This is a genomic window from Sessilibacter corallicola, assembly GCF_021290925.1.
GTDB lineage: Bacteria > Pseudomonadota > Gammaproteobacteria > Pseudomonadales > Cellvibrionaceae > Sessilibacter > Sessilibacter corallicola.
The window spans coordinates 92,694-115,904 of sequence record NZ_JAJSLX010000001.1 but is presented as its reverse complement, the minus strand read 5'-3'; the positions used below and the strand labels follow the sequence as shown (position 1 = coordinate 115,904).

The 23,211-nt window shown below is 40.5% G+C and carries 18 protein-coding genes; 16 read left to right on the top strand and 2 right to left on the bottom strand.

The features are described from left to right. The first annotated feature begins 10 nt into the window (after window positions 1-10). From LU361_RS00415 to LU361_RS00405, 3 genes are all read left to right on the top strand, one after another. Complete coding sequence (locus tag LU361_RS00415; protein ID WP_233086337.1) at window positions 11-1,081, top strand: CgnE/CgnB domain-containing protein; 1,071 nt, start codon at window positions 11-13, stop codon at window positions 1,079-1,081. A gap of 3 nt (window positions 1,082-1,084) precedes the next feature. Beyond that, window positions 1,085-2,311, top strand: coding sequence for an aminotransferase class V-fold PLP-dependent enzyme (locus LU361_RS00410; RefSeq protein ID WP_233086336.1), 1,227 nt, complete (start codon window positions 1,085-1,087; stop codon window positions 2,309-2,311). Between the two features lie 127 nt (window positions 2,312-2,438). Continuing rightward, complete coding sequence (locus LU361_RS00405) at window positions 2,439-3,734, top strand: MFS transporter (protein WP_233086335.1); 1,296 nt, start codon at window positions 2,439-2,441, stop codon at window positions 3,732-3,734. Window positions 3,735-3,969: 235 nt separating this feature from the next. Here LU361_RS00405 and LU361_RS00400 read toward each other — a convergent pair whose 3' ends face one another. Further along, window positions 3,970-4,617, bottom strand: a complete 648-nt coding sequence (locus LU361_RS00400; RefSeq protein WP_233086334.1) for a TetR/AcrR family transcriptional regulator — start codon at window positions 4,615-4,617, stop codon at window positions 3,970-3,972. Between the two features lie 179 nt (window positions 4,618-4,796). On the opposite strand from LU361_RS00400, the gene LU361_RS00395 reads away from it, so the two are divergent. The 6 genes from LU361_RS00395 to LU361_RS00370 are packed head-to-tail and all read left to right on the top strand — an operon-like array spanning window position 4,797 to window position 10,437. Further along, complete coding sequence (locus tag LU361_RS00395) at window positions 4,797-7,004, top strand: TonB-dependent receptor (protein ID WP_233086333.1); 2,208 nt, start codon at window positions 4,797-4,799, stop codon at window positions 7,002-7,004. 39 nt (window positions 7,005-7,043) lie between these two features. After that, window positions 7,044-8,195: an amine dehydrogenase large subunit gene (locus LU361_RS00390; protein WP_233086332.1), complete on the top strand. Its 1,152-nt coding sequence runs from the start codon at window positions 7,044-7,046 to the stop codon at window positions 8,193-8,195. 5 nt (window positions 8,196-8,200) lie between these two features. Beyond that, window positions 8,201-8,755: a MauE/DoxX family redox-associated membrane protein gene (locus LU361_RS00385; protein ID WP_233086331.1), complete on the top strand. Its 555-nt coding sequence runs from the start codon at window positions 8,201-8,203 to the stop codon at window positions 8,753-8,755. Between the two features lies 1 nt (window position 8,756). Then, on the top strand, window positions 8,757-9,392 hold the full coding sequence (locus LU361_RS00380; RefSeq protein ID WP_233086330.1) for a redoxin family protein: 636 nt from the start codon (window positions 8,757-8,759) through the stop codon (window positions 9,390-9,392). A gap of 22 nt (window positions 9,393-9,414) precedes the next feature. Beyond that, window positions 9,415-9,960: a methylamine dehydrogenase light chain gene (locus tag LU361_RS00375; RefSeq protein ID WP_233086329.1), complete on the top strand. Its 546-nt coding sequence runs from the start codon at window positions 9,415-9,417 to the stop codon at window positions 9,958-9,960. A 12-nt stretch (window positions 9,961-9,972) separates the two neighbouring features. Next, the gene (locus tag LU361_RS00370) at window positions 9,973-10,437 is read left to right on the top strand and encodes a c-type cytochrome (protein WP_233086328.1); all 465 of its coding nucleotides are present in this window, start codon (window positions 9,973-9,975) and stop codon (window positions 10,435-10,437) included. Between the two features lie 76 nt (window positions 10,438-10,513). Here LU361_RS00370 and LU361_RS00365 read toward each other — a convergent pair whose 3' ends face one another. Beyond that, window positions 10,514-11,296 carry a type IV pili methyl-accepting chemotaxis transducer N-terminal domain-containing protein gene (locus LU361_RS00365; RefSeq protein ID WP_233086327.1) on the bottom strand — a complete coding sequence of 261 codons (783 nt, stop codon included), beginning with the start codon at window positions 11,294-11,296 and terminating at the stop codon, window positions 10,514-10,516. Window positions 11,297-11,705: 409 nt separating this feature from the next. On the opposite strand from LU361_RS00365, the gene LU361_RS00360 reads away from it, so the two are divergent. The 7 genes from LU361_RS00360 (at window position 11,706) to LU361_RS00330 (ending at window position 22,857) form a co-directional block, all read left to right on the top strand. Continuing rightward, the gene (locus LU361_RS00360) at window positions 11,706-12,137 is read left to right on the top strand and encodes a VOC family protein (RefSeq protein ID WP_233086326.1); all 432 of its coding nucleotides are present in this window, start codon (window positions 11,706-11,708) and stop codon (window positions 12,135-12,137) included. 18 nt (window positions 12,138-12,155) lie between these two features. Further along, entirely contained in the window at window positions 12,156-12,752 is a 597-nt protein-coding gene (locus LU361_RS00355; RefSeq protein ID WP_233086325.1) for a glutathione S-transferase family protein, read from the top strand. Between the two features lie 955 nt (window positions 12,753-13,707). After that, complete coding sequence (locus LU361_RS00350) at window positions 13,708-14,247, top strand: DUF4402 domain-containing protein (protein ID WP_233086324.1); 540 nt, start codon at window positions 13,708-13,710, stop codon at window positions 14,245-14,247. A 69-nt stretch (window positions 14,248-14,316) separates the two neighbouring features. Next, the gene (locus LU361_RS00345; RefSeq protein WP_233086323.1) at window positions 14,317-15,168 is read left to right on the top strand and encodes a fimbrial biogenesis chaperone; all 852 of its coding nucleotides are present in this window, start codon (window positions 14,317-14,319) and stop codon (window positions 15,166-15,168) included. Window positions 15,169-15,287: 119 nt separating this feature from the next. Continuing rightward, complete coding sequence (locus tag LU361_RS00340; protein ID WP_233086322.1) at window positions 15,288-17,939, top strand: carboxypeptidase-like regulatory domain-containing protein; 2,652 nt, start codon at window positions 15,288-15,290, stop codon at window positions 17,937-17,939. Window positions 17,940-18,523: 584 nt separating this feature from the next. Beyond that, a complete protein-coding gene (locus tag LU361_RS00335; RefSeq protein WP_233086321.1) occupies window positions 18,524-20,605 on the top strand; it encodes an FG-GAP-like repeat-containing protein in 2,082 nt (693 codons plus the stop codon). Window positions 20,606-20,754: 149 nt separating this feature from the next. Then, window positions 20,755-22,857 (top strand): FG-GAP-like repeat-containing protein, encoded by a 2,103-nt coding sequence (locus LU361_RS00330; protein WP_233086320.1) that lies wholly within the window; start codon window positions 20,755-20,757, stop codon window positions 22,855-22,857. The last annotated feature ends 354 nt before the right edge of the window (window positions 22,858-23,211 follow it).

Genomic DNA, 23,211 nt, shown 5'->3' with positions numbered 1-23,211 from the left:
GGGTGCTAAAATGATTAAGGTTAATGCAAGCAAAATTGTTAATTTTGGTGAATCAAACAGCGACACAATATTTTGTGTGATAACAAACAGTCATTTAAAGAATGAATTCTCAGTTGACGTTGGTGAGAAATACAAATCGAGCTGCGTATTTGCCATCGATTCCAGTGACCAGTTCTTCGACTTAATGAAGCAAGACGTACCCGAAAATTCTCACATACTTGTAGTGTTGCCCAATGTGTATTTTAAGTCGCCGCCTGCGGCTGTGTTGGGCAAAAAGCGTAAATTAGGTGTGCTTGCGTGCTCGTCAACGCCAAGCAATGTTGACTCCATACAGCATTTTATTCAAGTTGCTGAAAATACCGATCCGGTTTCCCAAGACGCCTTTGCCGATCGATTATTTTCTTTGGGTGAAAAAACCGAAAGCTTGTTTTTCTACGATAAAAACACCAAAACCAAAGCGGTGTTTAAGCACTTACACGATCATTTCTCTTGGCATGAGCAAATTGGTATTTTGGATTGGGGACAACAGCAATTGTTTCCCTCGGGTGAAATCAGTGTTTTGCCTGTCAACGTATTTGATCAAAATATTGAATCGGCGCTGGATGTGACGGGCGAATTAACCTTTAAAGGCACAGCGATTTTGCATTCGGGTACGCCTTCGTTCACACACATTGATCAACAACGCCTTTACGAAGACTTGGCCACGTTAAACGATGATTCCGTCATTGTTAGTTTAAAGCATGGGCATATTACCTCGTTAAAGGCGTCATCTAATAAATCATTGCCTGCTGTTCGCGCGTTGGAGGCATTGATGTATGTCGATTCGCGTTACAGCGTGCTATTGGAAATTGGTTTAGGCGTTAACACCAATCACAAATTGGTCTCGGGAAATTCCGCTATGAACGAAGTTTATGGCGGTCGTAAAGGTGTGGTTCACTTAGGGCTTGGCTTAACACCTTATACCCAATATCACATCGATATATTGTGTCCAGATACCATTTTGTACACCAAAGAAGAACAGTGGATACTTGGCGATACAGAAGATTCTTCTGTGTTGCGTGATGAAGAGGCGTTGGCGTAAATTATGTCTGAGCTTACGGTTACACAACTGAAAACCTTTTGTAAGAAAGCCGATTTCAATTTGGAAGATTACCATTATTTAAACGGTGCCTACATGTCACCGTTGCCCATGGTAACCGAGCAAGCGGGTATCGAGGGAATGCGACGAAAAAGAATTCCCATGCATCTGACAAAAGAGCATTTCTTTTCGTATCGAAGACTGATTCGCGAACGTTTTGCGCAATTGATTCACGCGGAATCTTCTGAGAATATTGCTATTCTGCCATCGGTGTCTTACGGCTTGAGTATTATTGCCACTAACACACCGTGTCATGGCAAGAAAAACATCATTTTGGTTGAAGATGAATTTCCATCGGTTTATTACACCTGGGAAAAATATTGTCGGCGTCATCAAGCCGAGTTGATCGTTATCAAGCGTCCTGTAGAGGTAGAAAACCGAGGGTCGCTGTGGAGCCAAGCGATTATCGATGCCATTGATGAAAACACCCATGTCGTTTCCGTCGGTAATATTCACTGGCAAGATGGTAGTCTGTTTGATCTTAAACGCATTGCCGAAAAGGCCCACGCCTATGACGCTTTATTGGTTATCGATGCGACTCAATCGGTGGGCGCTATTGATATCGATATAAAACAACTCAATCCTTATGCGTTATTGGCAAGCAGTTATAAAACCTTGTTGGGTCCATACAGTATGGCCATTGGTTATTTCTCGGATCCTCTGTGTTCGGGTGAACCATTAGAAGAAAACTGGATCAATCGAAATTTCAGTGACCGCTTTGCGGAGCTGACTCACTATCAAGATCACTATCGCCAAGGTGCAGAACGCTTCGATGTGGGAGAGTCCAGTAATTTTATATTAACGCCTATGTTGGCGGAGTCTCTTAAATTATTGATTGATTGGGACGTCAGAAAAATCCAACAGTATTGCCAGTACTTGACCAATTATCTTTCTGGTAAGCTGCAAGCATTCAATATTCCATTGATTGGCAATCGCGACAGAGGTTGTCACTATTTGGGTATTGAGATAAGTCAATTTGATCCCGACGTGTTGGTGGCGGAATTAGAAACCTCTCGAATCATTGCTTCTGTGCGCGGAGATTTTATGCGAATCAGTTTGCATGTTTACAACAACATCGATGATTGCGATGCACTTATAGATGCTTTTAAAGCCGTGCTATCGCGCCGAACCCATCATGCGAAACATACTGATGTTGCTGAGGTCTCTGAGTGATTTTAGGATTTGATTTTTAGATCTGATTCTTATGTTGTACTTTTCACACTGACTTTTATATATGTAAGGCACGCAAAGTATTTTTAAGGACTCGCACTGAGTAATTTGGAGTTAATCAGAGGTTCCCATGCAAGTTAATTCTTCAATTAATTATTCAGTGGTTGTTGCTGGCTTTCTCGTTCTCTTATTTAGCATGGGGGTACGTCAGTCGTTTGGTTTGCTGATGATGCCGGTGACCTGTACCACCGATATTACCGGCCTGGATTTTTCCATGGTTATTGCCGTGCAAAATCTGTTGTGGGGCACGTTTGCTTTTCTGTTCGGATTTTTGGTTGCCGAAATTGGCGAGAAAACCATTATTCTATTCGGCAGCGCGCTGGTGATTATCGGGCTGATGATTATTTACAGCGCGAAAAGCCCAACCCAGTTTCTGATGGGGGCTGGCATATTTATGGGTGTTGGCCTGGGCGCGCTCAGTTTTTCTATTGTGTTGGCGACGGTTGGTAAACAGATTCCTACCGAAAATGCCGGTATGATCTTCGCAATAGTCAGCTCGGGTGGCTCTATTGGTCAATTCCTATTATTGCCCGCCGTAAAGTGGGGTTTGCTGTATTTTTCCTGGCAGTACATTATTTTGGCCATGGCGCTGGGCTCTCTGCTGTTATTTCCGGCTGGTTGGATCTGCGCAAATTCAGGAAATCAAAGTAAACCCTCAAATCCTGAGAACGATCTTAAAGGAGAACCTAAAGAAAATCACAAACGAGCGCTTGGGCAAAAACCGAGGAAAAGCAGTTACAAGCAATCGGCTCTTGTTTTGGTAAAATCCTTTAATAATTTCTCTTACATGCTGATCAACATCGGGTTTGCCATCTGTGGTTTTCACGTAACTCTTATCAGCATACACCTTCCGCATTATTTCCAATCGCTCAACAGTACCGATATTTCCTATTTTGCTGGAGCTACGGCGCTCAGTATTATTGGTTTTTTCAATATCATCGGCACGCTGGGAACAGGATGGTTAATGAAGCACATCAATCCAAAATCTCTGTTGATTGCTCTGTACGGCATGCGATCTTTGTTACTGCTTATTTTTATTCTGTCACCCAAAAACAACCTTAATATCGCGATATTTTCTTTGTTTATTGGTCTGGTTTGGCTGGCTACAGTGCCGATTACGTCAAATCTAATTAATAAGTTATTTGGCAAAGAAAACTTAGCCTTATTGTTTGGTATGGCGATGTTCTTCCATCAAATAGGGGCGTTTTTTGGCGCTTATGCCGGTGGTTGGTTTTTGAATAACTACGAGAGCGTGTGGCTGATTGCGATGTTTTTGAGTTTACTGGCTTCTATTATTCATTTGCCTGTCAAACACGAAACCCAACCTGCGTTTGAATCCGAGCTTTCTACTCAGAAGTTAACGTGACGCCCAGAAATTAACGCGAGTTAATAATAAATAATTTCTGACTCATTGATCAGCTTACAAAGTCCTTTGCCAATTTAATCGGTTAATATTATTAACGAATTTTTTTAATTCAGTAAAAACGTATTTTCAATAAATTATCTATTTTAAATACTGGTTTTTATTTTGGGCTTTTGCAGTGCAATTAATGATCATTATCACCAAATTGGTACATTTGTACCAATTTATGAGTGTTCGTTCACTCGGGAATATCGCCACTTTCAATCATCGTAATTGACATGTTGTAAGCCATTTGAATGATTGAGTCACAGGAATGTGTGTGAGCTTTATTGTGGCCGATAAACATGGTGTGGCCTTCAATGGAAGACGATAAAAACAAAGCAAAGTTTTCAGCTTGTTTTTCACTGAGTTCAGGGTTTATTTGTAAGGCAATGGTTTTGTACACTTCTCGGTAACGCTGATACATATTTTCAACGAGCTGATCAAACTCAGGTTCATGATTTGCCAGTGACCATAATTCCGGGAAAAATACGGTGGTAAATTCGCTGGTCAAATCATTAACAACATGCTGAATAATTTTAAATAAATACTGTTTCGGCGAGCTTGTGCCTTCCTCTATGCGATCGAACTCGACAAAATAATTGGCAATAATTGACTCCAGCATGTCCGAAACCAGCTTGTCTCGGGTGGGAAAATAATGCTGAATATTGCCCGCTGATAATCCCACTCTTTTCGCTACTTTTCGAATTGAAAAGTTGTGATATCCCTCTTCAATTAATAATTGTGTTGCTTCTTCTAAAATCTGTTTTTGCCGCTCGATTCCGCTTTTATATGGGCCACGTTTACCAGGTTTAGCGGTTGTTGCAGTGTTACTTTCGTTACTCAAATCATCACCTAAATGAACATATTATTTTTACCGATAGTGTAAATCACTCACCGATTAAATGCAGTCAAGAAATGGTAAATGGTACATATGTACCTAATTGGCGTAACTCTTGCTCAACGGTTTTTTGCGAGGCATTGATCGCGCAACCTATCTAAAAGCAACCAATCTGGGAGTAAGGCATGAACCTTAAGGCGAAATTATTTCTGAGTCTTGCCTGTAGCACGCAGGCTGGATTGAGTTTTGCGGCAGTATTGGAAGAAGTTACCGTTGTTGCTCAAAAGCGCGAACAGAGTGTGCAAGACGTTGGGATTGCAGTAACTGCCATGACCGGCGATCAGCTGGAAGCATTGGGATTTGATAACGCACAGCAGGTCACGGCAATGGCTCCGGGTGTACAAACCGTTCAACCCAATGGTGAAGCGAATTATTCCGTGGGCATTCGCGGTGTTACCAATTCGGATTTCACAACCAACGTTGAAAGCCCAGTGGCTATTTATGTGGACGAAGTTTATATCAGCCAAATGTCTGGAGCGGGTTTCAGTTTATTTGATGTTGAACGCGTTGAAATTCTTCGCGGGCCGCAAGGTACTTTGTTTGGTCGCAACGCAACGGGCGGCTTGGTTCATTTCTTGACGGTAAAGCCAGACTTTGAATTTGATGCCTACAGCAAATTCACATTAGGGCGATTTGAACAAACCAAATTAGAAGGTGCCATTGGTGGTGGTATTACCGATAAATTAGCAGCGCGTTTTTCGTTTAACGCCAATCAAGGCGACGGTTATATTGAAAATCGCTTTACCGGTGATGACCTTAACAACAGTGACGATCAAAGCGCACGCTTACAATTGCTCTACAATTATTCCGATAACTTAGATTTTCTTCTGAATTTACGAGTCGCCGAGCAAGATATCGATACCGGTTTTTTTGAAAATGTCAGTTCCATTCGGACCGGAGAATTAACCCCCAATGAGTTAAACCCAGTACTGAATTACATTGATAATGACGGCGATGTTTACGCGGGTGACTACGACGATCCGGGTTTCAATCAGTTAGATACCAAAGGAGCAACATTAACCGCCAATTGGCAAATTAATGATTCCTTAAAGCTGGTGTCTATTACCGATACATCTTCTGTAGAGCGTACCTACATTGAAGACAGTGACGCCTCACCGGTATCGTTATTTAATTTCTTTTTGACCACCGATGCCGAACAGTTTTCTCAAGAATTAAGGCTTGAAGGCGAGCAAGAAAAATTTCGTTGGACCGCCGGTGCGTATTTTCTTGAGTTAGATATCAATGATTCTAACGGCGCTATCTCTGATCCGTTTATTGGTGGCGGTGGTACCACGGTAGCCGGCAGCGAAGGGGGATTATTCAACCCGTATTCTTCGGAGTTATCGTCGCAGTCTATTTTTGGACAGCTAGAAATACCTCTGTCTGATCGATTTAATTTGGTAGCCGGGCTTCGAGTGATTGAAGATGAAAAAGATTTCAGCTACAGCGTTAATGCGGTTGAATTTTTAAATCCGGAATCGCAACCCGGATTTGCTGCTAACACCAACCGCGTTCAACAAGCGGTGTTGGGCGAATACGTGAGTGATCGCAAAGATACGGAAGTTTCCGGGCGTTTGCAGTTGGATTGGTTTGTGAATGCAACATCACTCGCCTACGCCAGTTGGAATCGCGGCGTAAAAGGTGGTGGTTACAATGCACCGATCTTTCCGTTAAGTCCGCCAAACGATTACGACGATGAAACCCTGTCGTACGATCCCGAACAATTAGACGCGTACGAAATTGGATTTAAAACCGATATTGGAACCATCGGTCGATTAAATTTAGCGGCTTATTATTACGATTATAAAGACTATCAAATCTTTAATATCATTGGTTTAGATACCTTCACGGTGAACAGTCCCGACGCCCAGGCGCAAGGATTCGAAGCTGAATTACAGTTATCACCAGGCAGTCGTTGGGATATTTTACTCGGCGCCGCCTATAACGACGCTGAAGCTGAGCTGCTCGATGGCACCAAACAAACACCCATTCAATCGCCCGATTTAAACGTTAACGGTTTAATTCGTTATGAATTGCCAACCCGGTTTGGATCGTTTGCGTTTCAAGGTGATTTTGTTTATCGCGACGATGTTATTTTTGCATTAACCGGCGACGAAACCGTACAACAAGACGCCTATACAATTACCAACGCCAGTTTATCTTATGAATCTCCAGATTCGCGTTGGCAAGTGGTCGCCAGTGTTGAAAACCTAACAAACCGAGAATACGTCGTGCAAGCCTTCGATTTATCGGGCGTGGATGTCTTTGGTATTACCGAGCAATACTTTGGACGCCCGCGTTGGTGGAGCCTTTCTGCCAAATATACTTGGTAATTAAATCTTTTCTGTTCACTTTAAACATTGAGAAAACTTATGAGTTTACGAGTACGTTGTATTTGTATTTTCGGGCTGTGGATACTGACGGCATTGGCCCGCGCAGAACTGTCGCCGGAACCAATACCCAGTGTCAAAACATTACCGAGTGATTACCCCGATACTTGGATTTTTGCCCACGACGCTAATTTTCAGAGTTTAGTCACCGGTAAAGTGATTGTTCTGGATGTTGCCGCCGAAACCAATGAATACAAAGGAATGATTGATGCCGCGCAGATGGCCTCGTTCATTGAGTCTAAACATCAACCGTTACTTTATGTGGCTGAATCATTTTACGACCGATCTACCCGTGGCAAACGTACAGACGTTGTTACAATTTACGATAAAAGCACCTTGGCGATTGTTGGTGAGATTCCTATCGCCAATAACCATCGTGCACAAATCGTATTAAATAAAAATGCGATGCAATTAATTGATGGCGATAAATTTCTTTTGGTGTACGGATTTACGCCCGCGCAATCGGTGATCGTTATCGATACCGAACAGCGTAAAGTTGTTAATGAAATCAGTACGGCCGGTTGCGCGATGGCTTATCCGGCGGGTAAACGCGGGTTTATGTCGTTATGCAGTGATGGCGGCGCCTTAGCCATTCAAATTGATGACTCGGGTAAAGAAATTGAGCGCAATACCGTAGCGTCGTTTTTTAGCGTTGATGACGACCCCTTGTTTGATAAAGCCGTTTATATGGATCAAACCGCTTACTTTGTCAGTTATTTGGGCCGAGTTCAGGGAATCGATTTATCGGGTTCTGTTCCTAAATTATTAGACACTTGGTCGCTGGTCTCTGATGAAGAGGCCGAACAAAATTGGCGTCCAGGCGGTTGGCAAATTACCGCAGCCGATAACGATAATAACTTATACGTCATCATGCATGAAAATGGCTACAACGGCAGTCATAAATTCGGCGGTGAACAAGTTTGGGTATTTGATACTAAAACTCAGAAAAAAATATCAACAGTATCTTTGAATAAAAACGCCTTTTCGATCGAAATGACCAATTCCAAACAGCCTTACTTGACTGTAACCAATGTTGAAATGGGGATGGATATTTATTCGGCATCCGGCGAATTTTTAAAATACATTAATGTTGGTGATGCCGCGATGCCTATTATGTTGCACGCAGTGAGGTAATCATCGTGACGTCATTCAGCTTGTTGGTTAATGTTTCTATTTTTGTTTTTCTGGTCAGTGTGTTTTTGTTGTCTGCTTATCACAAAATACAAGCGTCACAGTCGTTTTATGAGGCGTTGTTAGCTTTTCGTGTCGTACCGGTTAGTTTTGCTTTGCCGCTGAGTAAAATGATTCCATGGCTAGAAGGTGCTGTGGTTGTACTTTCAATCATTACGGCATTGTTTTTCTCAGTCTTATATTCGGGTGTTTTGCTGCTGGCGGTTTTATCACTGTACACAGCGATATTATTCAGCGCTAAAGTGCGAAATTTAACGCTCGACGATTGCGGCTGTTCATTCACGCAATCTAAGTCAGAAGTTTCTATTAATTTGCTGATGGTGAGAAATTCCCTGTTGCTGGCGGGTGCTTTATTGTTGTGTATTAACCCGCAGGAATTAACCCAAGCGCCGCTGCTGGTTTGGTGCGTTGGCGTGGTTTTTTCTGGCTTTTTAGTGGTTTCTTATTTCTCATTCGATTTACTGATTAGTAACTATTCATTGTTAAAAAAATTACGGGTGTAATATGGTTAATTTATTGATCGCATCAAATATTGCGTTGTGGTTGTGTGTGGTAATCCTAGGTTTAATTGTTTTTGCGTTGGTTCGCCAAATTGGCGTTTTGTATGAACGAGTTGCTCCGGCCGGTGCATTGTCTGTCAATAAACAATTGAGTGTCGGTGATAAGGCTCCGGTCATTGATGTCTCTGACATTAACAGCAATAACACTCTCGACAATAGCTTAAATAACACCCTCAATAATACCTTCTCCGTTGGCGCGCCGAACAACAACAAAAGCCAGTTATTATTTTTTGTGGCTCCTGATTGTCCAATCTGTAGCTTGTTAATCCCAATCGTTAAGTCAGTAGCAAAAGCAGAGCGTCATTGGGTTGATTTGGTTTTCGCATCCGATGACGACAGCTCAACCTTAACGCAATTTATTCAGTCGAAACAATTATCGGACTACCCATTTATTAATTCCGAATTAGTGGGTACCAGTTACGGTGTCTCGAAATTACCTTACGCAGTGTTAATTGATGAAAGTGGCATTATTCGCTCTTTAGGTATCGTTAATTCGCGCGAACACATCGAAAGCTTGTTTAATGCAAAAGAAATTGGCGTTGCTTCTCTTCAAGAATATATGCAGAAAAATTACGCCTAGTTATCAGGAGCCAAAAAGTGTTATGAATTTATTTGATCGAATGATGGAAAAAACATCTCGTAAAGTCGCTCAGAATTCGTCCCGTAGAAATTTATTGTCCAATTTTTCGAAACTATTGGTGGGCGCAGCAGCAGTGCCGTTATTGCCTGTTGCTCGGGCCAGTGAAGCCACTGGTGGTTACCCTGGGGTGGGAGTGCAATCGACCGGTAATCCAGAAGATCCGGGAAATCCCGCAAGTTGTGACTATTGGCGTTACTGCGCCATCGACGGCTTTCTTTGCAGTTGTTGCGGTGGTTCTGCCAGCAGTTGCCCGCCGGGCACAGAAATGTCACCTATCACGTGGATTGGTACCTGCCGCAATCCTGTTGATGGTAAAAACTACGTTATTTCATACAACGATTGCTGCGGTAAAACCAGTTGCGGACGGTGTTTGTGCAACCGCAATGAAAACGATAAACCAACGTATCGACCTCATTCTAACAATGACATAAATTGGTGTTTAGGCACAGAAAGTAATGTTTATAACTGCTCGACAGCAGTTGTTTTGGGTGTTGCGTTAAATAATTAAGGTCCTTTGTCAATGTGTTGCTCAAAAGAGTCTTGCGCCATCTTCGGATGGCATTTTTTAATTCGTATGGTTAAGCGCGGTGTGCTATTGGTTACAACGACTATCTTTTTAATGCAGGCGACTGGCGTATTGGCGCAAAGTAATTCCGCACGTATTAACTACCTATTAAATTGCCAAGGTTGTCATTCTGCCGATGGCAAAGGCAGCGCGGGCGGAGCTCCTGATATGACGCTTTATGGAAAAGAATTTTTACAGTCTGCGCCAGGTAGGCGCTTTTTTATTCAAGTTCCTGGCTCGTCGAATTCGTCGTTATCCAATTTAGAATTGGCGGATGTACTTAATTTTATCGCCAGAGAGCTAATTCAATACAACGAAGCCATTCAATTTACTGAATCTGAAGTAGAGCAGTATCGCGGTACAAAAATAAGCAACGTTGTAGAAACACGAAATCAACTGATTCTTGAGCTTGTACGTTAGGGGTAAATGAATATTTGTACTGATGAGTTACTCATTAGTTTGCCTATAACGTTTATAATTATAATCACTGCGTTTATTAATTAGCCGCTAATTGTTGGCTGTCGAGCAGTTTCGCGTACAGTTTGGTAATTTCATCCATATTTCTTAGCATAATGTCGGTTGTTCCTGTTACGACAAAGATCAAGCGTCTGCCTTCGAGTGATAAATTGCCATCAAAGCCTTTGGTGGCGAATTTTAAATTGCCTTCGGTTTTCAGTATTTTTCGAGAAATTTCCTCGGTGTTGAGGGTGCTGCTTTTTAAATAATTCAGCATAAGCTCGTATTCCGCGAGATCGGAATATAAATTTTCTAAGCTCTTATCGTCGATGTTCCAATAATAGGCCAGGTAATTTTTCGCGATTCTCTGCGATAACATGCGCTGACGGCCCGATACATTCACCAATTCTGCACTGGCGTGGCCAGCGAGCTTTTCGAGTTTACCCACGTAAGCGTGTGCCGCAGAAAGCAGGGGGGCACTTTTCTTATAAAGAACCGCTGCGCTATCTTTGCTAACTGCTCCTTCGGCAATGGGTTTAAATTCAATCCAGAGTTGTTTTACTTCTGACAAATCGGTGCGTATGGATTTTGCGGCTTCTAGGGTTTCAAGCTTGTCTAAATTTTCTTGAAATTCACTGATGCATCGTTTGAGTTGAGTTTGGTAATGAACGTGTTCGGGTTGAATCCCGGTCAAGATAAACGATTGAGTAATTCTTTGAGAAAGCATTCTTTGGCGGCCAGCAATATTAATTGCGTCACCCATTGATAATGCAATCGAATCCCCAGCGAATAAAATCATTAATACTGCAACGAACATCTTCATTCTGCTAACTATCCCCAAACTCATTGTGGTTTTAGTAAAAACTAACTAAAACGTGAAAACCGTTAATTATTAAGCAGCAGTAATCAGGCCAGCTTAATAGTGGTGCCGTGGAAATAACTGCATTTGGCACTAATTAGTGGCATTTATGCCTTCTAAGGTGTTATTTCTAACCAAATAGACATGAATTAAGTGATCTAATTGAGTTCGAAAAATTGCAAAATCCGCCAAAAAGGTAATTATTGGTGCGTAAATGTAAAATAGTGAGGGAATTGTTTCTAAAAATAACTGCTGATTGGGATAGGCTTTTATTTTATAAAACGAAATAATTAAATGTATAAAATTCAATTTATTACCAATGTGTGAATTAATATACTGATCGAAAAATGAGTACTAAAGTTGAGGATTCGTTATGTCGGTTGGTAGTCAATCACCACAGCCTGCCCGAAGTTTTGATCATGTTGGAATTCGCGTTAGCGATCGAGCCCGATCGGTTGAGTTTTATGAGCGATTAGGTTTTAAGGAGACTCTTGTCTTTGATAAATACGAAGCCAATGAAATGGTGTCTGGAGATGGCGTAAGAATTAATTTAATTTTCAATGGCGCTCGCCATCCACACAATTGTTTGTTGGATGAACCCGTTAAACTTCCTGGTGTGACCCATCCCGCTTTTATTGTTGATGATATCTATGAATTAAAAGAGTGGTTGGATTCTGAAGGTATTGTCATCACCGAGGGTATCCATCCTATTGGTCCACGAAGAATTACCTTATTTATTCGAGATCCAGACGGAAACGTTTTGGAATTTAATCAGCTAGTGTCGACAGACACAGAAAATCAATAATAAAGAGAGTTAATAGAGATGAAATTATACGATCTGGAGTTATCAGGTAACTGTTATAAAGTTCGTTTATTCAGTGCGCTTGCTGGAATTGAAATCGATATTATTCCAGTCGATTTTATGACAGGTGAGCACAAAAAATCTCCCGTAATTGACTTAAACCCTTGGGGCGAATTACCTGTACTGCAAGATGAAGATATTGTACTTCGTGATTCACAAGCTATCTTGGTGTACTTAGCTCGTAAATACGGTGGCAACCAATGGTGGCCAGACAGTGCCGCTCATCAAGGTGAAATTGTGCAGTGGCTTTCGGTTGCTTCAAACGAAATTCAAAACGGTCCTTGTGCTGCACGTTTAGTGGATAAATTTGGTATGCAGCTTAATAAAGAACGTACCTTAGAGGTCAGCGACAGAATTTTGCCTTTGCTAGAAAGACATTTAACCAATAATGAGTGGTTAGCCTTAAATCGACCGACCATTGCCGAATGTGCCGTATTCCCATACGTTGCTACTGCTTGGGAAGGTGGTGTGGATTTAACACCTTACAAAGCAATCAATAGTTGGATGTCTCGTATTAAAGAATTACCGGGTTATAAATCTATGCCGGGTATTGAGTAATTCATCAATCCGCACAAGGATGTGTGGATTTCTATTTATATTATTTGGGTTTTTTGTGCTTGCGGCCTTATTCGTCTCTCTTGTTGTTTTTCTTTCCTCTTTATTTTGCCTTTAATCTAATTCTACCTGGTCTAGTCTGCTATTTTTTAAATCTTTGTTTTAAGGATTTAGGCGTTTAATCATATATTGAATTTGATTGATTTTTAGCTTTGTTAAAGTTGTGTAAATTTCTTGACGAGTTAGAAATTGATTCTCTGAAATTCTGACTAGAACTTCTTTAGTTTTAAATTTTATTTATTGTCTCTTAAAAACATGTATTTTGCATGACAATATAAATAATTCTTGAAAATGATTTCTTATTAATAAATACCGAAAAGCCTTAAAAAATTTAAAATTGTACTGATAAACATTACAGGGGCTTTGGATTCTACCTAGGAAAACATATTTTAAAGAAATGAAATTATGTATTGATAAAACATAAATAGAATTTTGTTTGATTATTATTCTTTTCTGACTGGTTTGCGTATTTTCTAAAAAATTATTAAATAGTGATTTTATTTTTTCACATTATTTTTTTGCATAGCGTTTATGGATTTAATACGTGAGAATTATAAGTTTGTGCGTTTTTTCATCTTGTTGGGTGGTTTTAAGTCTTTTTAAAATGATTTTAATGACAAGATTGAAGCGGGCGTTTTTCTTAATAAAATAAATATGGTTTTTGTGAACCAGTTTGTGTAATCTTTTTTTGCCGCCGTTGATGAGTAATCTGAGTTCTCAGGTAATCGATTAATTGGTTGGTAATTCTTTTTGGTGAATATTCTTTGTAGTTTTTGTTTCAAATAATTGCATATTCTGTGCACGGATATTTATCGCCTATAAAAAATAGCTCAAACATTAAAAATAGTAATTTTTGATGACGCTATTAATTTGTCTCCTAAATATAAGGAAATTAATTATGAAAAAACTATCGATATTTTCTGCAGCAGTTCTATCTTTGGCTATCTCAGGTTTGGCGCAAGCGCAACAATCCGCTACAGGTACCGGTAGTGCTAGTGCCGAAGTACAATCTGAAAACATCTCTATTGAAGAGCAGACCGCATTGGATTTTGGTCGAGTTTCTCCATTCTCTACGGTTGGTACAGTAAACATTCGTCCTTCTGATAACAGACAATCTCCAAGTAATTTAATTCGCACTGCTGCTGGTACACGAGGCGAGTGGGTGGTTACTGGATTTGCTAATGCATCGTTTGCTGTTTCTATTACGGATTCATTTACGCTAACTTCCGAAGATGGTCAAGACACAATGCAGGTTACTGGCGTCAACGTTGGTTTACCTACAGGTTCTAGTTCTTCAACACTTAATAATATTTCCTCTACAACCATTACTAGCACAGGTGAGCGCCGTCTAGCAGTTGGTGGTACCTTAAACGTTGGTGGGGGTCAGGCATCAGGCGTTTATAGTGGTCAATACCAAATAACGGTAATTTATAACTAAAATATTATTAGCCCCAAATATAAAAATATTTGGGGTTTTTCCTCATCTCGATAAAAACTGGTTGTGGCAATGTTTTTTAGATTATTTTCTTACATTACAGTATTTTTACTTTTGGTTCCTGGTAAAGTTTTAGCCGCTGGAGATTTGACAGTTGTACCAACCCGGGCAGAATTCAACGACCGTGATAGATCTAAAACAGTAAGCTTAGTTAATAGAGGTAATGAAACTACGACATTTCGTATTGAATTTACTGAAATGGGCATGGATGAATTTGGTGGCGTAAAAGAAATTACCGAATTTGAACAAGGGCAGTTTCCCGCGAGCAGTCTAATTAAGTATTCTCCTCGACAAGTCACCATTGCTCCAGGTGAATCACAAACTGTAAGATTATTATTGAGAAAACCCTCTGATCTTGAGCCTGGCGAATATCGTTCGCATTTGTTGATGTATGGTATTCCACAAGACAGCGCTAACAGTGAAACGCTACAAGTACAAGAAACGTTAAAAGATGGCGAAGTTGGTATTCAACTAAACGCTATTTTTCGCGTCGCGATTCCTGTAATCGTCAGAAACGGCGATTTATCCTCAACTTTTGAGTTATCGAACGTCTCCGTTACTGGTTTAGACAATAATTCTGAGAGTTCACCTAATCTCGAATTCTCATTAACTCGTACAGGGGAGCGTTCGGTATACGCCGATATTGATGTTATCTACAAAAGTCGAGCTAATCCGGAAGCAAGCTTTCTTTTAGGAAAAATGAAAGATTATGTGGTTTATGTTCCCAATAAAATAAGAACCACTCAGCTGCCGTTAGAAATTCCAGAAGATATGGAAACGTTGGATGGAACCATCGAGGTGCAGTTTTATAAATCTGAAAATGGAAAAAAAGAAGTTCTAGCCAGCACTTTGTTGGATGTTTAAGTGTTGTTTTCGATCAATTAATATCGTCGATCAATTAATGTGTGATGAGGTTGGCCGGTCTATTTACGATTAGATTGCTGATTTGTTGTTGGCTTTTATGTTGTATCAGTTTTTCTGCTTTGTCACTGGAGACTGTAGAGCGGCCTGATGATCAAATCGTAATTATTAATCTGCAATTAAATCGTATTCCTTTATACACCAGTATTTTAGCTTATCAGGGCGAAGATGGTCTTTGGGTTCCATTGCAAGAATACCTCAATGCAATGGATTTTCCCATTGAGCTTAATTTTGAAGAGCAATATGCGCAAGGTTGGTTTATAAAACAACGCTACACGTTTAAGCTCGATACTGGTAATGCGAATCGTGTTGTTATAAAAGGCAAAATACTACCAATTACCGAAGGCGTAGAACGACATTATGACGATTATTACATCCGCCTTGATATTCTCGATCAGTGGTTTCCCATTGAGCACAGTTATAATCAATCACGACTGTTGGTAACGCTCACGCCGAAGGAAGAGTTACCTTTACAGTCGTCAATTGCACGGCAAAAAAAGTGGGGTCGTGTTTCAAACGTTACTCAAGAACAATCTAGGCTTGTACCTACACTTCAGCCATACGCTTGGTTTGATTGGCCTTTTATTGATGTTCGTTATTCAGACTCTCTGGCAGTTAAATCCAGAGACGGGCAAACAAGCTCTCAAAACTCTGTTGATCTAAACTTTGCTGGTGATCTTTTAAAGTTCTCTTCCAATGTTATGTTGAGTGCCAGTAATTACGGTGATGATTTGGATGGGCATGTTGTATTCAATCGTCTGTTCAACGCAACGTCAGAAACTCCTGTAAAACTCGAATTTGGTGATATTTTTTCTGGAAGCTTTGCTTCTGCTGGCGCTTCTGAAAATGGGCGAGGTATTCGGGTTTCTAATACGACTTTAAACAGTTCTGATATTTTCTCTCAGTTTACCATCGAAGATTACGCTCCCGAAGGTTGGGATGTAGAACTTTATCAAAACAATAAGCTGATTGATGTGCAGCAGGTCGGTAGTGATGGGTTTTATCGTTTTGATGATGTATCGATAAATTACGGTAACAATAATTATCGAATTAAACTGTATGGCCCCCAAGGGCAAGAGGAAGAACGGGTCATACGCAGGAAAACCAGTGAAAACTGGGTTAAACCTGGACATTGGTCGTATCAATTTCAATATTTACAGCCGGATATCTCAATTTTTAATGATAATGAAGATGGCGAGATAACTAGAGAACGATACCAAGTTTTTATTCAAAACACCCTCAATAAACGAACACTGGCGCAGTTTCATTGGTTGCAGGATGACGGCCTGGATTATTACTCTCTGGCGATAGATCGAAGTGAAAATTTTGGTGATTTCGAATTAAACTCAATCATTGATTTTGATGGTGGTCGCCTATTTACTGGAAGTTGGCAATCTCGATTATTCGATTACACCATTAACAGTTCATTTCGTAGAACAATTGATTTTCTTCCCGTGGGTACAAGCGCGCGCTCACAGCAATCAACGAACTCAGGAACTATTGATTCAGAAATTATTGGCTCAGAAACAGAAAATAGTATTAATAGCAGTATCACGTCATTGACCAGCAATAATCGTCAGTCCGAATCGAATATTAATCTGCGATTAAACGGTGTCATTAATCGTTGGCGCGGAAGAACTTTGTCTCAAGGTGTGTTTTATCAAGCCAGTAAAATAGATTCTAAAACCAGCACGTTGACTCATCAGTTGGCGTTTTCTTCGCCTCGTTATTCGATCACCCATCGCGCCAATATTGATTTGTTGGGTAATCAACATTATTCGGGCAATGTATTGGGCCGTATTAATCGGGGCTCACTGGTTTACTCAGGTAGCATTGATTATAACGATGGTGCCGAAGAAGATATTATTGAAAACCTTTCCCTAACGGTGAGATATAAGCCGAACAGTAGATTCTCATCGTCGTTAACGTCTAGAACGCGTTTTACTGAACGGGGCAACGAACACGATTACCGATTCAATTTAAACTATCGCCACAAACATTGGACTGCTGGTTTGTCATTGATTGGCTCTGATGATGAACTGAGTATGGGGGTCAATGTTAATTTTTCCTTGGCGCGATCGCCGCTTTCTGGAAAATGGCATACTTATTCTGACAGCAAAACCAACAATGGTGGTGTTGCATTTCGCGGCTTCTTAGACGCTAACAACGACGGTCTTTTTAATAAAGGTGAAAAAACGGTTCCGTCTTTGGGTTTGAACATTAATGGCAGTTTAGTTCGAGTTGAAAACGACTCTGGTTTTCAAGTCAGTATTGGCGATGGCGGCATTGCGTCTGTTGCTATTGATGATCGAGGTTTAGAAGATCCTTTCTGGCTAGCGCGTTTCCAATCTAAAAATATTCTATCAAGAGCCGGAAAAGTATACGAAGTTCTAGTTCCAGTGGTCGAAAGTGGTGAAGTGGATGGCACCATTTGGATCTACGTTGATGGCAAGAAAAAGCCATTGAATAACGTACACATTCAATTGCTCGATAGTAAAGGGCAGGTTGTCAAATCAGGAAAGTCAACCTACGACGGTTTTTATTTGCTCGATAAACTGCCGCCAGGCAATTATCAACTTTCGCTTTCAGGTGAAGCACTTGCCAATTATTCCATTCATAATGTTAAAGGTGAAGGTTTATCGATACCTGTCGCATTGGGTAATAACGGTGATGTTATATCCGGTATGGATTTTTATTTAACACCTATTAATTGATAAGGTGTTTCTTTTCTTATCGTCTCTGCATTGCTTTCTGTTGTATTTCTTTCCGTTGTATGTCTATCCGTTATATTTTATGGGTTATTTTTATTGTGACTGGTCGATTGCGTCATTTGTAGATGTTAACGAATGACTTTGTTCGGCTTTTTATAGAACGGTTTTTTATAATTGCTCTGTGTTTTTATTTTGATAGTGGATTTTTAATTAGAACGTTAAATTATTTGAATTGAGTTCTGTTATTTTATTTTTTGCTTTCTTTAAAGTTGTATTGTGTATGGCGCTTAAAATATTGTGCGCCAGTTAATGAAATCAAAGTAATTGACCAAGATCTTATTGTGATAATTACCAATTTTTTGGGTAGTTGCCATGCCGCTTTTTAATTCGACAGGATTTAATGTTATTTAAGTAGTAAGCGCGTGGTGCTTTTACAACAAAATGATTTCTTATTTGTTTTAAAATGTATAGTCGTTCATAGATTGTAAAATTTGTCTTATCGTTCATCGAATACTTTAAAAGAAATACTGTTCGTCACATATAATTTCTCCGTTTTTCAATAATGGTAAATAGACGAGGGATTGACTGTGATATATAAGAATAAATTAATCATTGGTGTTCTTGCATTATCGGTTAGCGTGTCTGCAGAAACTGAGTCTCAAGTTTCCTATTTAAAATTAAATACAATTAACAGTGGAGGGTTTGACGATTCTCTATTTCTCGGTGGCCGGAATGCAGCACGCACTTCGGACGCGGAAGTAGGTGATATTAATCGTGATGGTTTTCCAGATATTCTCGACGGTAATTCTCTAAACCTTACCAACGGGACCAATTTACTGATTCGGATGAATAATGGCGACGGCAGTGGCTTTACTGCTCAAACCATTTTTGCTGATGATGTTGCCAGTTTTGATGTACATTTGGCGGATTTAAATAACGATGGCTACGATGACTTAATTCGGTCGGCGTCGTTTGTAGGAGAAGGAAATTCTGTCTCAGTATATTTAAATCTTACCGAAAGTCCTTGGTTATCGTTAAACGTTCCAAGAGACGCAGAACTTACCGACGGTTGCGTTTCCGATATTGATGTTGCCGACGTAAACAACGACGGCTTTTTAGATATAGGTATCGCCCAATCAACTTTGTTTCCTTGCGAATCCAGTGTGACTAATACCGGCCAAGCCAATATTTTATTGAACGACGGAACCGGTCGGTTTGATTCATCCATTCCAGCATTTATTGCACAAGACGGTGTCTCCAGCCACGACGTATTTTTCTTGGATGCTGATCACGACAAAAATATCGATTTAATTGTCGTCAACGAAAATGGCGATTCAGTTCTTTATTTAAATGGCGGTGGTGAAGTTCCTAATTTTGTCGCTACGGATTTGGTGTTGCCCGCCGGTATTACCGGTAATGCCGTTGATGTAAATGCCGATGGTTTTGTCGATTTTGTTATCGGTGGTGAAAGTGGCATTTCTGTATTCTTAAACAATGCGGTCAGTCCAGGTACATTTACGCAGTTGCCGGAGTTGGTTAATTTATCCAATGGCAATGTGTTTGATGTTGAATTGGCGGATGTTGATATAGATGGCGATGTCGATATTTTATCGGTCAATAATTTATTTGGCGAACCTGTGGTTTGGGCAAATGACGGTGCGCTGGTACCAACATTTACCGGAATTTCCGATCCGTTCCCTGCAGATTTTTATCCCGAAGGCGTCTCAGCTGAGCTTATTGATTACGATCTTGATGGCGACAACGACATTTATATTGCCGGTGGCGAGTTTGATATGTTGCTGGGCTGTTTAGGGTGCAGTGTTAACCAGTTTTATCGAACTGACGCTTTCCCGCAATTGTTGTACACCAATTTTGAATTAGAGACCGGTGTTTGGTTTCAGTCTACTGAAGACACGCACGATTGGCGTTTCCGCTGGGATCGTACCTCATCACTCAATACCGGACCCGATAGAGCGTCGTCAGGTAGATATTATTATTATCTAGAAACTACCGACGGTAACGCGTTTGATGCCGGTAATACCGCGATACTTGAGTCTCCCACCTTACCGTTCGGCGATAATCGTTTCTTAGTGTTTGATTATCACATGCACGGCGAAGACATCGGCAGCTTGCACGTTGATGTGTTTGATGGCGTGCAGTGGGTTGACAGTGTTTGGTCTATTGAAGGGCAACAACAATTAGATGAAACCAATCCTTGGTTAACCGCGCGCGTTAATTTATCTGAATTTAGCGGAGAAATTAAAACGAGAATTCGCGCTGTGGCCGCCGGTGGTTTTAGAGGCGATATTGCCATTGATAATTTAAACGTGACCAATGAACCGCTTATTGTACCTGAAACCATTGATACCAATTTTATTGTCGATTTTCCGGTGAATGATGGTATTGGTGAATTAGTAGCGGTTGTCGATGGACAGCGTATCTCAATTTGTCGTCTGTTTGAAAATAATCGTTGCGAATTCACTCTCGCCGCGACGCCAGATTCTACTATTGATTTAGTGATTGATGTCAGTGAATTACCAGCTGAACTTTTACCTGGACTTTTCGCTTCTTGGGAAGGCTGTGATGAAACCGTAGGTAGTTTGACGTGTCAGGTACAAGCCGATGGATTCACACGTTCATTAACACATTTTCAAGCATTATTTTTCTAACAGTTTTTTCATTTCTTTAGACCAAAACAACCTTAGCCTCCGCTGAGGTTGTTTTTTTTATGCCCGTCTATTTCTCGAAGGTTTTCTTTTCTTATTTTTTCATTCGTGCTGATGTGTTTAGCAATTATTATCTTCATGGGGGAAATAGAATGATTTTTAGAAATAAAATTTATTTCAGTGCTCTGGCGGTTTTATTAGGCGTGTCGTCCAATATTGGCGCTCAAATTTCTTATACTGAACAAAATGTCATAAATTTTGGTGGTTTTGATGAGTCACTCTTTTTAGGTGGCAATAATGCTTCCCGTACCGTTGATACGGAAGTAGCGGATGTTAATCGCGATGGCTTTCCCGATATCTTGGACGATAACGTGTTCAATTTTCGGCCCGATAGCGGTGCACTTCTCAGAATAAATAATGGCGATGGCACGGGTTTCACTGTTCAATCTATTCGTTCAGGTGATGAAGTTAGTTTTGATTCTCACTTTGCTGATGTTAACAATGACGGCTATGTTGACATTATTCGTTCAGAAAATTTTTTCGGTTTCGAAAACTCTGTTTCAGTTTATTTAAATCAAAAACAAGCACCTTGGTTTTCTTTTTTAAGACCGGATTTTATTGAATTTACGGATTCCTGTGTAACTAATATTGATGTTGCCGATGTTAACAACGATGGATTTATAGATCTTGCCCTTTCAGGATCGACGTTATTTCCTTGCCCAGAGAGCTCTACCAATACGGGACAGGCAAATATTCTATTAAACGATGGTGCGGGTCAGTTTACCCGTCTATTTCCTCCTCTTTTCGCACATCCCAATGTTTCGACCCGTGATGTTTTCTTTTTGGATGCTAACCACGACACACATCAAGACGTTGTTATCGTCAGTGAGAATGGAGACTCTTTTCTTTATGTAAACGACGGTGCGGCAACACCAAGATTTTCCAATATTGGTTTTGTCTTACCGGCAGGTACGGCCGGCAACGCTATTGATTTAAATGCGGACGGACTTGTTGATTTTGTAATAGGCGGTGAATCTGTTACATCCGTTTATTTAAATTCTGTGGTGAGTCCTGGTACGTTTACAAAAATTGCCGAATTACCCAATTTATCGCGTGGTAACGTTTCTGAGTTGGAGCTTGCCGACTACGATGTCGATGGTGATGTGGATATTTTGACGTTAAATAATTTCGGAGGTGATCCAGTTCTTTGGGCGAACAACGGTGAGCAGGTACCTGGATTTACCGAAAATACCAATCCATTTCCGGCAGACTTTTTACCGGAAATACCCTCGGCTGAATATATCGATTTCGACCTTGATGGCGATAGTGATGCGTATCTTGCAGGTGGTGAATTCGATGGTTTCTTGGGGTGTTTGGGTTGTGCTGTGAATAGATTTTTTCTCGCAGAAGGCTTACCTCAACAAGTGTATACCAGCTTCGAGATGGACACTGGGGTTTGGTTTCAATCGACAGAGGATACCAACCAATGGCGTTTTCGTTGGGATCGAACATCATCACAAGACACTGGTCCCGACCAAGCGTCTTCAGGTCGGTTTTATTATTATTTAGAAACGACCGTCGGCGAGGCGTCACAAGCAGGTGATTTTGCTATTTTAGAATCCCCGCCGTTGACTTTGGGCGCTAATCGATACGTGGTTTTTGATTACCATATGTATGGGTCCGATATTGGTAGCTTACATGTCGATGTATTTGATGGTGTGCAATGGATTGATAGTGTTTGGTCTATTTCTGGTCAACAACAATTGGATGAAACCAATCCTTGGTTAACTGCGCGGGTAAATTTATCGCAATTCGACGGAGAAATTAGAGTTCGAATTCGTGCGGTGGCCATCGGCGGTTTTAGAGGTGATATCGCCATTGATAATTTAAACGTTACCAATGAGCCTTTTGCGGCGCCCGAATCCGTTGATACCACCATTGTGGTTGAATTACCGTTTGATGAATTTTTGGTGGGAGGTGATTTGTTGGCCAGAGTCAATGATGAAGTCTTCTTTCTGTGCGACCTTTCAGAAATTGATAGAGATGGTGAGATTTGTACAATTTCATTGACAACTGCCCCAGACGCTATCATTGAATTGTTTGTTGATCTTGGATTTGTTTTTGAAGATGACAGTTTGTTTCTCGATAATACTTGGTTCGGATGTGACGAACGAGTTGAACAAAACTGTCGACTGGGTGCAAACGGTGTGACACGGAATTTGGAATTGTTTCAAAGTGTTGGTATTAGAAATTAGTGACGAATTAAATTGCCAAAGCTTCATGGATGCAAGGTTTATGAAGCTCATCGACGTTGTTTGATGACTATTCGTTTATTAATGACAGATTTATTAATTTTATTGTTAATAGGTATTATTCTGTTTCAAGTGAAAACAACCTGGGTATTTACAGGGATTGTTCTTAATAGTGTTAGTTATTAGTACAACAATTTATCGTTAGAAAAATAGCCCTCAACTGAGGGCTATTTTTTTGTTAACGCGAGATTTTTAAAGTGTAAAACTTTTTGTTTTTTGAAGTATTGTTACTGCAAAATAAAATTAAATTTTACCTAAAATTTTATGTGTGTTTTTATCGGGTGATTTTTGTACGAA

Bases quoted from the DNA above. Each gene is read 5' to 3' on its own strand.
- LU361_RS00415 (WP_233086337.1), top strand. From the start codon at position 11: ATGATTAAGGTTAATGCAAGCAAAATTGTTAATTTTGGTGAATCAAAC.
- LU361_RS00410 (WP_233086336.1), top strand. From the start codon at position 1,085: ATGTCTGAGCTTACGGTTACACAACTGAAAACCTTTTGTAAGAAAGCC.
- LU361_RS00405 (WP_233086335.1), top strand. From the start codon at position 2,439: ATGCAAGTTAATTCTTCAATTAATTATTCAGTGGTTGTTGCTGGCTTT.
- LU361_RS00395 (WP_233086333.1), top strand. From the start codon at position 4,797: ATGAACCTTAAGGCGAAATTATTTCTGAGTCTTGCCTGTAGCACGCAG.
- LU361_RS00390 (WP_233086332.1), top strand. From the start codon at position 7,044: ATGAGTTTACGAGTACGTTGTATTTGTATTTTCGGGCTGTGGATACTG.
- LU361_RS00380 (WP_233086330.1), top strand. From the start codon at position 8,757: ATGGTTAATTTATTGATCGCATCAAATATTGCGTTGTGGTTGTGTGTG.
- LU361_RS00375 (WP_233086329.1), top strand. From the start codon at position 9,415: ATGAATTTATTTGATCGAATGATGGAAAAAACATCTCGTAAAGTCGCT.
- LU361_RS00370 (WP_233086328.1), top strand. From the start codon at position 9,973: ATGTGTTGCTCAAAAGAGTCTTGCGCCATCTTCGGATGGCATTTTTTA.
- LU361_RS00365 (WP_233086327.1), bottom strand. From the start codon at position 11,296: ATGAAGATGTTCGTTGCAGTATTAATGATTTTATTCGCTGGGGATTCG.
- LU361_RS00360 (WP_233086326.1), top strand. From the start codon at position 11,706: ATGTCGGTTGGTAGTCAATCACCACAGCCTGCCCGAAGTTTTGATCAT.
- LU361_RS00355 (WP_233086325.1), top strand. From the start codon at position 12,156: ATGAAATTATACGATCTGGAGTTATCAGGTAACTGTTATAAAGTTCGT.
- LU361_RS00350 (WP_233086324.1), top strand. From the start codon at position 13,708: ATGAAAAAACTATCGATATTTTCTGCAGCAGTTCTATCTTTGGCTATC.
- LU361_RS00345 (WP_233086323.1), top strand. From the start codon at position 14,317: ATGTTTTTTAGATTATTTTCTTACATTACAGTATTTTTACTTTTGGTT.
- LU361_RS00330 (WP_233086320.1), top strand. From the start codon at position 20,755: ATGATTTTTAGAAATAAAATTTATTTCAGTGCTCTGGCGGTTTTATTA.